At 69.9% G+C, this 12,879-nt stretch carries 9 protein-coding genes; 3 read left to right on the top strand and 6 right to left on the bottom strand.

All coding sequences use genetic code 11. From position 1 onward, the window contains the following. Window positions 1-19: 19 nt before the first annotated feature. The 3 genes from asnB to M2352_RS15480 are packed head-to-tail and all read left to right on the top strand — an operon-like array spanning window position 20 to window position 4,202. Entirely contained in the window at window positions 20-2,038 is a 2,019-nt protein-coding gene (asnB, locus tag M2352_RS15490) for an asparagine synthase (glutamine-hydrolyzing) (protein ID WP_264665470.1), read from the top strand. Between the two features lie 26 nt (window positions 2,039-2,064). Then, complete coding sequence (gene nadE / locus M2352_RS15485) at window positions 2,065-3,072, top strand: NAD(+) synthase (protein WP_264665469.1); 1,008 nt, start codon at window positions 2,065-2,067, stop codon at window positions 3,070-3,072. Further along, window positions 3,069-4,202, top strand: a complete 1,134-nt coding sequence (locus M2352_RS15480; RefSeq protein ID WP_264665468.1) for a GNAT family N-acetyltransferase — start codon at window positions 3,069-3,071, stop codon at window positions 4,200-4,202. Before nadE ends, M2352_RS15480 begins: the two co-directional genes overlap by 4 nt. A gap of 104 nt (window positions 4,203-4,306) precedes the next feature. Here M2352_RS15480 and M2352_RS15475 read toward each other — a convergent pair whose 3' ends face one another. From M2352_RS15475 to M2352_RS15450, 6 genes are all read right to left on the bottom strand, one after another. Continuing rightward, entirely contained in the window at window positions 4,307-4,759 is a 453-nt protein-coding gene (locus tag M2352_RS15475) for an RrF2 family transcriptional regulator (RefSeq protein WP_264665467.1), read from the bottom strand. A 65-nt stretch (window positions 4,760-4,824) separates the two neighbouring features. Then, the gene (locus M2352_RS15470) at window positions 4,825-5,937 is read right to left on the bottom strand and encodes a glycosyltransferase family 4 protein (protein ID WP_264665466.1); all 1,113 of its coding nucleotides are present in this window, start codon (window positions 5,935-5,937) and stop codon (window positions 4,825-4,827) included. A gap of 117 nt (window positions 5,938-6,054) precedes the next feature. Then, entirely contained in the window at window positions 6,055-6,798 is a 744-nt protein-coding gene (gene eutC, locus M2352_RS15465; protein WP_264665465.1) for an ethanolamine ammonia-lyase subunit EutC, read from the bottom strand. Then, window positions 6,795-8,192, bottom strand: a complete 1,398-nt coding sequence (locus M2352_RS15460; protein WP_264665464.1) for an ethanolamine ammonia-lyase subunit EutB — start codon at window positions 8,190-8,192, stop codon at window positions 6,795-6,797. The genes eutC and M2352_RS15460 overlap by 4 nt, the downstream gene beginning before the upstream one ends. Window positions 8,193-8,311: 119 nt before the next feature. Then, window positions 8,312-9,988, bottom strand: coding sequence for a methyl-accepting chemotaxis protein (locus M2352_RS15455; protein ID WP_264665463.1), 1,677 nt, complete (start codon window positions 9,986-9,988; stop codon window positions 8,312-8,314). Window positions 9,989-10,241: 253 nt separating this feature from the next. Further along, a complete protein-coding gene (locus tag M2352_RS15450) occupies window positions 10,242-12,569 on the bottom strand; it encodes a heparin lyase I family protein (RefSeq protein ID WP_264665462.1) in 2,328 nt (775 codons plus the stop codon). Window positions 12,570-12,879 lie beyond the last annotated feature (310 nt).

The following is a 12,879-nucleotide window of genomic DNA, read 5'->3' as shown; positions in this document are numbered from 1 at the left end:
GACACAGGAGAATCCGCCCATGTGCGGTATCGCCGGCCTGTTCACGGCCCAGCACAGCCCCCCGCCGCCGCTGGAGGAGCTGAAGCGCATGATCTCCGTCCAGGGGCACCGCGGCCCGGACGGGTACGGCTTCTACCGCGACGGGCGGGTGGGGCTGGCCCACGCGCGGCTGTCCATCGTCGGGCTGGCCGACGGTTTCCAGCCCATCCGCAACGAGGACGGCACCCTCTGGATCACCTTCAACGGCGAGATCTTCAATCACCGCGAATTGCGGGCCGAGCTGGAATCCCGCGGCCACCGCTTCGCCACCCATTCCGACACCGAGGTCATCGTCCACGCGTTTGAAGAATGGGGCACGGACGCCTGGGGCCGCCTCAACGGCCAGTTCGCCTTCGCCCTGTGGGACGCACGGGACCGCCGGCTGTGGCTGGTGCGCGACCCCATGGGCGTGCTGCCGCTGCACTACGCCCACGCCGACGGCGCCCTGGTCTTCGCGTCGGAGGTGAAGGGGCTGCTTGCCGGCGGGCGGGTGGCGCCGCGTTTCGACCCCGCCCGGCTGGCGCAGGTGTTCACCCACTGGTCCGCCTCCCCCCACGGGTCGGTGTTCGCCGGGGTGGCGCAGGTGCCGCCGGGGACGGCGCTGTCCATCGACGCCACCCTGTCGGTGCGCACGCACCGGTATTATCAGCCCGACCTGTCCGGCGACCCGGCGCTCGCCCGCATCTCGGTGGACGAGGCGGCGGAGGAACTGACCGCCCGGCTCGACGCCGCCGTGCGGCTGCGGCTGCGCGCCGACGTGCCGGTGGGGGTGTATATCTCGGGCGGGCTGGACTCCTCGGTCATCGCCGCCTTGGCACGGCGGGCGGAAACGGGGCACATCCACAGCTTCGGCGTGCGCTTCGCCGACCGCGCCTTCGACGAGACCCCGCAACAGCGGCTGGTGGCCGCCCATCTGGGCACCGGGCACCACGACATCCTGGTCGGCGCCGCGGAGATCCGCGCCAGCCTGCCCGATGTGGTGTGGCACACGGAGACCCCGCTGCTGCGCACCGCCCCCGCCCCCATGTTCCGCCTGTCCGGTCTGGTCCACGGGACCGGCATCCGGGTGGTGCTGTCGGGGGAGGGGGCGGACGAATTGCTCGGCGGCTACGACATCTTCAAGGAAGATGCCATCCGCCGGTTCTGGGCGCGGCAGCCGGATTCCCCGGCCCGCCCCCGCCTGCTGGGCCGCATCCACCCGTTTGCCGCCGCCCAAGGGGCCAAGACCAGCCCCCTGTGGCAGAGCTTCTTCCGCAAGGGGCTGAGCGACACCGCCGATCCCTTCTACGCCCACGCCATCCGCTGGCGGAACACCGGCTGGGGCCGGGGCCTGCTGGCCGATCCCGGTGCCGGCGGGCACGAGGCCGAACTGATGGCCCTGCTGCCCGACGGCTGGCAGAGCTGGCCGCCGCTGGCCCGCGCCCAGGCCGTGGAGATCGCCGATTTCATGACGCCCTACCTGCTGGCGAGCCAGGGCGACCGGGTGGCCATGGCCCATGGGGTGGAGGTGCGCTATCCCTTCCTCGACCCCGCCGTGGTGTCGTTCTGCCACGCCCTGCCGGCACGGGTGAAGCTGCTGGGGCTGCGGGACAAGCTGGCGCTGCGGCGGGCGGCGAAACCGCTGCTTCCCCCCGCCATCGGCGCCCGGCCCAAGCGCCCCTACCGCGCGCCCATGACGGTGGCGCTGTTCGGGGAGCAGGCGCCCGAGTACGTCCATGACCTTCTGTCGGCCGACGCGCTGGACCGCTACGGTCTGGCCGACGCCCGCGCGGTGTCCACGCTGGCCGCCCGCGCCCATGCCAGGGGCGGCCATATGGCCGGCGAGCGGGAGGAAATGGCTCTGGTGGGCGTTCTCACCCTCCAGCTTCTGGCAAAAGCCGTGACCGACGATTTCCCGGCCCGCGCCGATGCCGCCCGCCGCCGGCTGGACGGCACCTCCATCCATGTTTTCGAAGACCGCGCGCCCGGCACCCTGCCGGACTCCTCCGCGGCCGCCTGATACTCAACCTGATTGGAAAGCGACCTATGCCCGACACCGCGTCCCCGTTCGATCCGTCCCACCTGACGCTCGATTGCGCCGCCGCCGCGCGGGAGATCGAAGCCGTGATCCGCCAGGCCCTGGCCACCGATCTGCGCCGGCAGGGCGTGGTTCTGGGGGTGTCCGGCGGCATCGACAGTTCGGTGTGCGCCGCCCTGGCCGTCCGCGCCCTGGGGCCGGAGCGCGTGCGCCTGCTGCTGATGCCGGAAAAGGAATCCTCCCCCGAAAGCACCCGCCTGGGGCGCCTGCTGTGCCAGTCGGTCGGGGTCGAACCGGTGATGGAGACCATCACCGCACCCCTGACCGCGCTCGGCTGCTACGACCGGCGCGACCGGGCCATCGCCCGGCTGATCCCCGAGTTCGGCCCCGGCTGGAAGCAGAAGATCGGGCTGGCCGCCGGCCTCCTGGACCAGGACCGGGTGAACTATTTCACCATCACCGTCCAGTCGCCCGAGGGCGACATGCGCACGGTGCGCATGCCGGTTGACGTCTACCTTGAGGTGGTGGCGGCCACCAACCTGAAGCAGCGGGTGCGCAAGACGGTGGAATACACCCACGCCGACGCGCTGAACTATGCCGTGCTGGGCACGCCGAACCGGCTGGAGTACGAGCTTGGTTTCTTCGTGCGCGGCGGCGACGGGCTGGCCGACCTGAAGCCCATCGCGCACCTCTACAAATCCCAGGTCTACCAGATGGCGGCCTATCTGGGCCTGCCCGACGAGATCCGGGCGCAAACGCCGTCCACCGACACCTACACCCTGCCGCAGACGCAGGAAGAGTTTTATTACGCCCTGCCCTACCGCCAACTCGACATGGCGCTCTACGCCTACAACCAGGGAGCCACGGCGGAGCAGTGCGCGGCGGCACTGGGCATCACCCCGGCCCAGGTGGCCCGCGTCTACAAGGACATCGGCCTGAAGCACCGCACGTCGGCCCGCATCCTGCGGCCCGCGGTGATGGTGCAGCCGGTGGCGGTGGACGGGGTGGCGGCATGACGGCTCTGCCCTGGAACCAGCGGGGCATCGCCCGCTACCAGCCGGCGGACCGGACGGCGTTGCGGGATTTTCAGCGTGCCCATTTCGGTACGGACACGCTGCAGTGCTGCGACGCCCATTTTCCCTGGCTGTTCGAGCAGGTGCCGGCCATCGACGCCGAGGGACCGCACCTGTGGCTGTGCCGCCGGGGCGACACCATCGTGGGCCAGCAGGCCGGCATCCCCTTCCGGCTGAAGGCGGGGGACCGGCGGCTCACCGCCTCGTGGGCCATCGATCTGATGGTGGCCCCGGAATGGCGGCTGCGCGGCGTCGGCCCCGCCCTGACCGAGGCGCAGGCCAACGCCACCGACCTCGCCATATCGCTGGCCATGTCGGACGCGGCGTACAAATCCTACAAGCGCGCCGGCTGGATCGACCTGGGCGGGCTTGCCACCCACCTGCGGGTGATCGACGCCGCCGGGGTGGCGCGGGCCGCGGGCCATGGGGGCGGGTGGAAAGGCCCCGCCGCCGCCGCATCCCGCCCGCTGCTGGCCGCCGCCGGCATGGCCTGCGCCGCCGCCGCATGGGCCGCCGGCTTCCGGCTGGAACCGATGGCCTGTTTCGACGAACGGGCCGACGGGCTGTGGCGGGACGCATCCCCGTCGCTGACGGCGGCGGCGGAACGGTCGGCGGATTTCCTGCGCTGGCGGTTCGATGCGAAACCCGATGCCGGGAAGCTGCGGCGCCTCGCCCTGATGCGGGGCGGGCGGATGGCGGGATACGTGGTGCTGCGCACCGACCTGTGGCGGGGGCTGCCGGTGGGGGCGGTGATGGATTATCTGACCCTGCCCGGCGGGCGCTGGCCGCTGTTCGCCCTGCTGGCCGAACGGGCGCGGCGGGACGGGCTGGCCGCCCTGTCGGTGCGCGCGCTGGACGCCCGGTTGCGCAAGCCGCTGCGGTCGCTGGGATTCGTGTGCTTCCCCAACGGCATCAGCAAGCCCACCCGCATGATGATCCGCCCCGCCGCATCCCTGAACGGGCTGGCCGACGGACCGGGGGATGCCGATACGGTGGCGTTGCTGTCCGTTCCCGCCCGGTGGTTCGTGACCGCCGCCGACAGCGACATCGGCTTCAAGCCCACCGTGGGATAAACGCGGGATAAACCGCCCCACCCTTGCATCGGCGGGCGCCCCGGCCATCATCGGCCGGGGCGTCCGCCGATGCCTGTCCACGCCCCGGTCGGGAGCGGAAGAAATCAGATGTCGTAATTGAGCGGCAGACCGCCCACGGCATGGCGGTGGCGCAGGGCGTCGGCCAGCGAACGGTTGTCCAGCACGGCGGCGGTGGCGTCGCGCACCTGCACCATCAGCCAGCGGGTGGAACAGGCGTCCGGGTCGCCGCAATCCTCGCACGGGCGGAAAGCGAATTTGCTGGCACAGGGAATCGGGGCCAGATGCCCGTCGATCAGCCGGATGACCTCACCGAACGAAATATCCTCCGCCGGGCGGGCCAGACGGTAGCCACCGCTCTTGCCGCGCTTGGCATAAAGGACGCCGCTCTTGCGCAATTCCACCAGAATCGCCTCCAGGAACTTGCGGGGAATGTTTTCCCGCTCGGCGATGTCGGCGATCAGGACCAGCTCATCGGGCGGGAACTCCGCCAACATCAGCAAGGCGCGGAGGGCGTATTTGGCTTTCTGCGACAGCATGAACCGGAACCGTGGGGGAAAAAGCAGGTGATGAGGAGAAACCTCAACCTAGCAGACCACACCGGCTATTGCGATACGCGGCTTTCCCCAGGGCGGGGAAAGGAACGCCGCGCTGCCGCCCGGCCGTAGACATCGCCCAGACGGCGCTGGATGCGCCCGCGTTCGAACCGCCCGGTCACCGACAGCCGCGCCGCCGCCCCCAGATCCGCCGCCCCCGCCGGGTCGCCCAGCAGGTCCGCCACCGCCACGGCCAGCGCCGCCGGGTCGCCCACCGGCACCAGCCGGCCCGTGGTTGCGTCCTCCACCACCTGCGGCACAGCTCCCACCGGGGTCGCCACCACCGGCAGGCCCCAGCCCATGGCCTCCAAGAGCGCCATGGGCAGCCCCTCGGCGTGGGACGGCTGGACGAACAGGGACGCGCGGGCCAGTTCGCGGTCCTTGTCCACCCCCGACACCCAGCCCAGCAGCCGCACCCGGTCCCCCCACGGTTCACGGGCCAGCCGGGCCGCCACCGCCGCCGTCTCCCCGTCGCCCCCCAGATGCAGCCGCGCGCCGGGGATGCGCGCCAGGATCGCCGGCATGGCATCCAACAGGTCATAGGTGCCCTTGGCCGCGCACAGCCGGCCCAGGCACAGGATCACCGGTTCGGGCGGGTTGGCGGGGCGGGCGGGCACGATGGCCGGCACCGCCGCGGGGTTGGGCACCACCACCGGTTCCCGCCCCTGCAGGAGCGGGCGGTAATAATCGGCCCACCCTTCCGACAGCACCACCAGCGTGGACATGCGGTTCAGGACGAAGCGCACCCACGCCCGCCCCACCCGTCCCTGCCGCTGGTAGAAGGCGGGGAAATGGCCGGAATGGGCATGCCCCACCACCGGCACGGCGAACAGCCGGCCCAGCAGCACGAACACCGCCTTGCGGTGAAAGCTGGCACCGGTGGCGAAATGGATGTGCAGCAGACCGGCCCGGCGGGTGGCCAGAGCCGCCGCGACCGTGACCAGCGCCCGCAACGCCACCCACAGCTTGAGCCACCGCCCGCCGTCGGCATAGGTGGCGACCGTGCGCACCCGCCATCCGGGCACGGCCCATTCGTCGGCCAGGGCGGCGATCACCGCGGCGATTCCGCCCGCGGCCCCCGCCGCCGGCCCCAGCACCAGCGCCACACGTTCGTGCGCCATCCGCGTTCCCCTTTTTCCGTGGATCGTCCGGCATCACACCTGACGGCCCGCGGGGAACGGCGCAACCGCCCGGCGGGGGCATCATCCCTTTGCCCCATCCCGCCGCCCGGCCCCGGATCACCCAAGCAGCGGCCCTTCGTCCTTCAAGGCCACCCCGGTCAGACCGCGGCGCAACGCCGCGCGGATCAGGCGGCACAGGGTGTCCGCCGCCGCCGGGATGCTCTGGCCCGCCCCGTGGATGTTGGAGATGCAGTTGCGTTCGGAATCCGCCCGCCCCACCATGGGGTTCCAGGTCAGGTAGACGCCGAGCGAATCCGCCGCCGACAGCCCCGGCCTCTCCCCCACCAGCAGCGCCACCAGCCGCGCGCCCAGAATGGCGCCGGCCTCGTCGCCCAGCGCCACGCGGGCCTGTTCCGCCAGCACCACGGGGCCGGGGCGGACATCGCCCAGACGCTGGACGCAGGCATGGACCAGCGGGGCGGCGTGGGCCTGGACCGCCGCCGCCGACAGCCCGTCGGCCACCACGAACAGCACGTCGCACCCCTGCCCGTCCGTCATCCCCGCCAGCGCCCGGCACCCGGCCTCGTCCAGCCGGCGGCCCAGGTCGGGACGGCGGAGATAGACGGCGCGGTCCGCCGCCCGGCTGTGCACCCGCACCACCGGCAGCGGGGCCAGCGCCGCGGCCAGCGCGCCGACATCCACCGCCCCGTGCACCGCATCGCGGGCGCGGGCGTGGGCAAGCTGGAATTCCAGCAGCGCGGCGGTGGGCAGCCCGTCGCCGGCCCGGCCCAGCCCGATGCGCGCACGGGTGGCGGCGCGCCAGCGCGCCCACGGATCGCCCGTGGCGGTATCGGCGCTCATGGCCCGGCTCCTTCCAGCAGCAGGCGGCGGCCCATGGCGCCGGCGGTGGCGGCGGGGGGCAGCCGCCCCAGCCCGTCCAGCCAGCCCACGCTTTCCAGCCACGCCTGGAATTCCGGGGCCGGGGGGCGCTTGAACAGATGCCGCAGGCCGAGAACGTCGTGGTACGACAGGCTCTGGTAATTCAGCATCACGTCGTCGGCCCCCGGCACGGCGATCAGGAACGTCACCCCGGCGGCGGCCAGCAGCGTCATCAGAACGTCCATGTCGTCCTGGTCGGCTTCGGCGTGGTTGGTGTAGCAGACGTCGCAGCCCATGGGCACGCCAAGGAGCTTGGCGCAGAAGTGATCCTCCAGCCCCGCCCGGATGATCTGCTTGGAATCATAGAGATATTCCGGCCCGATGAAGCCCACCACCGTGTTGACCAGCAGCGGGCGGAAGGCGCGGGCGACGGCATAGGCGCGGGCCTCCACCGTCTGCTGATCGACGCCGTGGTGGGCGTCCGCCGACAGGGCGGCACCCTGCCCCGTCTCGAAATACATCACGTTGTCGCCCGCCGTGCCGCGGCCCAGCGCCAGGGCCGCCTGCTGCGCCTCGGCCAGCAGGGACAGGCTGACGCCGAAGCCGCGGTTGGCCTTTTCCGTGCCGGCGATGGACTGGAACACCAGATCGACCGGCGCGCCCCGTTCGATGGCCTGCAGCGTGGTGGTGACGTGGCTCAGCACGCAGGACTGCACCGGCAGCCCGAAGCGCTGGCGCAGCGCGTCCAGCATCTCCAGCAACGTGAGGCAGGCGGGAACGCTGTCGGTGGCGGGGTTGACGCCGATCACCGCATCGCCGATGCCGAACAGCAGCCCGTCCAGGGTGGAGGCGGCGATGCCCGCCGGGTCGTCGGTGGGGTGGTTGGGCTGCAAACGGCTGGACAGCCGCCCCTCCAGCCCCAGCGTGGTGCGGAAGGCGGTGACCACCCGGCATTTGGCCGCCACGGTCACCAGATCGTGGTTGCGCATCAGCTTCGACACCGCCGCCGCCATTTCCGGGGTCAGCCCCGGCGCCAGGGCCGCCAGCGCGGGCGCGTCCGCCGCGTACGACAGCAGCCAGTCGCGGAATTCCCCCACCGTCATGGACGCCACGGGGGCGAAGGCGGCGGCATCGTGGGTGTCCACGATCAGCCGCGTCACCTCGTCGTCCTCGTACGGGATCAGCGGCTCGTCGAGAAAGGTCTTCAGCGGCAGACCGGCCAGCAGCATCCGCGCCGCCACCCGCCGTTCGGCGCTGTCCGCGGCGATGCCGGCCAGCTCGTCCCCCGACCGCGGCGGCGAGGCGCAGGCCATCACCGCTTTCAGACCGTCGAACCGGTGGCGCTGCCGCCCCAGATCCTGCGTGAAGACCGCCATGACCCGCCCCCTGTTCCCGCGCGCCGTCCTGATGATAAGCCAACCGCGCAAAAAAGCGATGGGGCCGGACCCGAAGGCCCGGCCCCACCGGAGCATGCGGCGCTGACAGGGGGGAGGGGTTACGCCGCACGGACCCCGCTGATGAAGCGGTCCACGCTGCCGCGGATGCGCTCGGTCCTTTCCGCCACTTCCTTGGCCGACTGGAGAACCTGGGTGGAGCCGGCGGACGCGGTGCCGGCGGCCATCTGGACGTTGGTGATGTTGCTCGACACCTCTTGCGTGCCCATGGCGGCTTCGGTGGCGTTGCGGCCGATTTCGGTGGCGGCGACCATCTGCTGGTCGATGGCCGACGCGACGGTGGAGGCCATGGTGTTCAGCCGGTAGACCACCTGGGTGATCGCCTGGATCGCCGACACCGCATCGCCGATGGACGACTGCATGGTGCTGACCTGGCCGCGGATGTCGTCGGTGGCCCTGGCGGTCTGGTTGGCCAGCGCCTTCACCTCGCTCGCCACCACGGCGAAGCCCTTGCCGGCCTCCCCGGCCCGTGCCGCCTCGATGGTGGCGTTGAGCGCCAGCAGGTTGGTCTGGGACGCGATGTCGTTGATGAGGCCGATCACCTCGCTGATCTTCTGACCGGTGGTGTTCAGGGCGTTGATCTGGGTTTCCGCCCGCTCGGCCGCGCGGGTGGCCTCGTCGGCGACGGTGCGGGCCTCGGTCATCTGGCGGCCCACCTCCTGCACGGTGCTGGCCAGTTCCTCGGTGGCCGACGCCACGGTCTGCACATTGACCGAGGTCTGTTCGGCGGCACTGCCCACGGCCATGGACTGGCGGGCGGTTTCCTCCGACGACGACGCCAGGGAATTGGCGGTGGCCTCCAGCTCGGTGGCGGCGGACGCCATGATGCCCAGCGCCTCGGCCACGTCGTTCTCGAAGCGGCGGATCATCTCGTTGACCTGATCGGCGCGGGACTGCTTGGCGCGGGCCTCCGCGTCCTGGGCCGCCTGCAGCCGGCGGCGCTCGATGCCGTTTTCCTTGAAGACCATGACGGCACGGGCCATGGCACCGATCTCGTCGGCCCGCTCCGTTCCCTCCACGGCGACCGTTAGGTCGTCAGACGCCAGGTGGGTCATGGTCTGTGTCATTCGCCCCAGGGCCGCCGCGATCTTGCGCTCGAAGAACAGGATCGCGCCCACGGCCACCATCAGGGTCAGGATGACGGCGACGGTCATCAGCGTGCGGGAGACGGCATAGATCCCATCGCCGCGATCGCTCGCTTCGGCCGCACTGCTGTTGTCATCGTCGATCAGTTGCACCAGTTCGTCGGACAGCACCTTGAAGGCGGTGCCGGACTGGCGCAGCATGGCGGTCGCCTTGTCATTCTCGTTCTTGCGCGACAGGGCGATCATGGGCTGGTTGCCGGCCATATAAGCCTCCCAGCTCCGCTCGAAGGTGGACAGCTTGGCTTCCACCGTGCTGCTCAGGGCGAAACCGCGGTACTTGCGCAGGCGTTCGGCGATGCTCTGACGCAGCCTGGCCTGGTCCGCCTCCGATTCGGCCATGGTATCATCGGTCAGGGACAGGATGTGCATCGCCTCGGCAATGCGGTAGTCGGACGTCATGGTGTTGACATCGCCCAACAGATCGGCCCGCGGCATCCAGACCTCCTTCATCACGGAGGACAGATCGTTCACCACCGCCAGCCGGTTGATGGCGAACACGCCCGCCGCCATCATCAAAAGAGCGAGCAGGCCCAGCACCAGCCGCATCTTCGTCCGCAAGGACCATTGAGACATATTTTCCCCCCCTCATCACGAAAACCCGCCGCCGTCCCGCGGCCTGTCGGGTTCAAGAGAAAGCAAAGGTGGTGCCAACCCCTGGTCCTTGAAAAAGATTGGATTTTTCCTTTTTCCGCGGCTCCCGTCGGGATATCCCGGTTCGCGCTTTGCAAAACGCAACGCAAGGCGCAAAAAGCCCCCATACCCATACACGCAAAGGGGGCGGCCCCGGTGCCCCGGAACCGCCCCCCTTCCGCCCCTTACACCGTCATCAGGCGGCGTAGTCGTGCAGCATGACGTTGCCGTCGATGTGCAGGTCGGTGGCCGTCACCCGGTCGAGCGTGGCGAGAAGCTCATAGGCACCCGGCCCATGGCCGTCGATGTCCATGCGCACCTCGGTCGCCGCACCCACCTGGACGAAGCTGAGGTAGTCGGCCCCCAGCTCGTGGCCGGTGGCGGCCATCACCGCCTTGTTCAGCACCACCAGATCCAGACGGTCCTCGCCCACCTTGAAATCGACGATGCGGTCGCCGCCTTCCCCGATCACTTCATAGGCGAAGATATCCTTGCCGGCGCCGCCGAACAGCAGATCCTTGCCCATGCCGCCGAAGATCAGGTCGTTGCCGTCACCGCCGTTGATGGTGTCGTTGCCGTCACCGCCGGCGATCGTGTCGTCACCGCCGCGCCCGTCCAGGATGTCGTCACCGGCCATGCCGCGCAGCTTGTTGGCCGTGGCGTCACCGAACACCACGTCGGCCTGGTTGGAGCCGATGACGTTCTCGACGTTGCGCACCGCGTCGATGTTGGTGGCCGATCCCTGCGACACCCCGGCGGCCAGATCCACCTTGAACCCGGTGGCTTCCTTGGACAGGTCGAGGAAGTCCAGACCGCCCTTGCCGTCGATGATGTCCTTGCCGGCGGTGCCCACCAGCTTGTCGGCGCCGGCGGTGCCGTTGATGGCGGTGCCGGTGGTGGGAGCGGACCCCAGGACCGGAGCCGTCGGGGCGGTGGGAAGCGGCTGTTCCACCACCGGGGCCAGGACGTTGACGCCCATCTTCAGCATCGACGGGGTAACGCCGTCCAGCACGAACACCGTCTGCGCCGCATCGCCGCCGGCCCCGTCGTGGTCGAAGCGCACCTCCGTCGTGGTGCCGTTGGCGACGAAGCTCAGGTAATCCTGGGCGATGGTGCCGTACTTCGCCTTCATGGCGTCGAACAGCGCCGTCAGGTCCAGCTTGTCTTCGGCGGCGGCGAAGTCGGTGATGCGCACCGCGCCGTCGATGGCGGTGTGGGCCACGAAGGTGTCGGCCCCGGTCCCGCCGGTCAGAACGTCGCTGCCGCCGCCGCCCAGGATGGTGTCGTTGCCTTCGTCACCATAGATGGTGTCGTTGCCGGCCCCGCCGTTGAGCAGGTCGTTGCCGGTGCCGCCATAAAGCTCGTCGTTGCCGGCCCCGCCCAGAAGCGTGTCGTTGCCGTCGCCGCCGGCCAGCGTGTCGTTGCCGTCACGGCCGTCGATGTAATCGTTGCCGGCCATGCCGCGCAGCTTGTTGGCCGTGGCATCGCCGTACAGCTTGTCGTCGAAGGCCGAGCCGAGGACGTTTTCGATGCTCTTCAGCGTATCGACGTGGGTGGCGCTCATCATCGCCTTGCCCGTGGCCAGATCCACCGTGGCGCCGGCCTTGGCGGCCTGGATGTCGAGGAAGTCCGACCCGCCCTTGCCGTCGATGGTCTCGTTGGCGTCGGTGCCGGCCAGCTTGTCCGCCCCGTCGGTGCCGTTGATGGTCGGGGTGGGGGTGGGAGCCGGCGGGTTGTTGGTGCCGGTGTCGGTGCCGCCCGACGGCGCGCCGCCCGGCGCCACCGAGGCGTAGGAACCGCTGCTGTCGGCCACCCGGACGTCATCGACGTAGAGCGTGCGGGTGTCGGCGCCGGTGTCGGTGCCGCTCTTCCAGTCGTACTTGTAGAGGCCGACCTTCATGTACGGGCCGGCGCTGTCCACGTAGCAGGTGCCGCCGGTGAAATCGACGACCATCTTGCCGTCCTTGTAGAGCTGCAGGTAGCCCTTTCCGTCGGCGGCCCACTTGATGTGCCAGACCCAATCGACCCACTTGCCCACATCGGCGTCGATGGTGCCCAGGTCGATCTGCTTGATGTACTTGAACCCGGTGGTGCCGTCGGCGTCGGGGTTGGAGCGGATGATCAGGTTGTAGTGCTGCTTGCCGTCGCTGCCCAGCTTGGTCTGCAGCGCCACCGGCGGGTTGCCGGCATCGGGGCGCGCGTGCCACTGGGTGATGATGGTGTCGGCCTTGTCGGTTTCCTTCCAGTCGTTGCCCATCAGCGTGCGCAGACCGTACCAGTAATCGGCGCCCATCTTGGCGAACATGCCGCTGGTGTATCCGGCACTGGAAATGGCGTTCGGCTGGATTTCGGTGCGGTAGGTGGTGCCGCTGCCGTAGTGATCCAGGGTCAACTGGACGGCGCGCTGCCCTTCGACATCGACGATCTTCGACCCGTTGCCGGAATATTTGAAGCCCATCTTGGTGATGTCGGAACCGCTGTTGAAGTCGGCTTCGAAAATCAGGCCCGTGCGGGTGGTAGCCATGGCAGGCGTCTCCTTGTGTTTCGCAAGGACGGAGCCAGCCTGTCGGTCAAAACCACCAGCGTGTGCCAGGGTTGCCACCAGGACAACCAGGCATGCAGCGCTAACGCTCGATGACCGGACCGGCGAGGCGCGCCGTAAGGCGCCAGGGTATCCGGTCCATCGTGTGTTCTGACCGGCTCCGTCGGTGCCCAAACCATAGCGCCGGTCCATGGGGCGAAAGTAAGACTTGTTTAGGCTAAATTTTATATAACGGCGGCATATGAGCCACATGTGGCGGGGGGACAACAAAGGTTCTATGCCTTTCGCCATG

The organism is Azospirillum fermentarium, from assembly GCF_025961205.1.
Lineage (GTDB): Bacteria > Pseudomonadota > Alphaproteobacteria > Azospirillales > Azospirillaceae > Azospirillum > Azospirillum fermentarium.
This window is presented reverse-complemented; position numbering and strand designations above follow the sequence as displayed.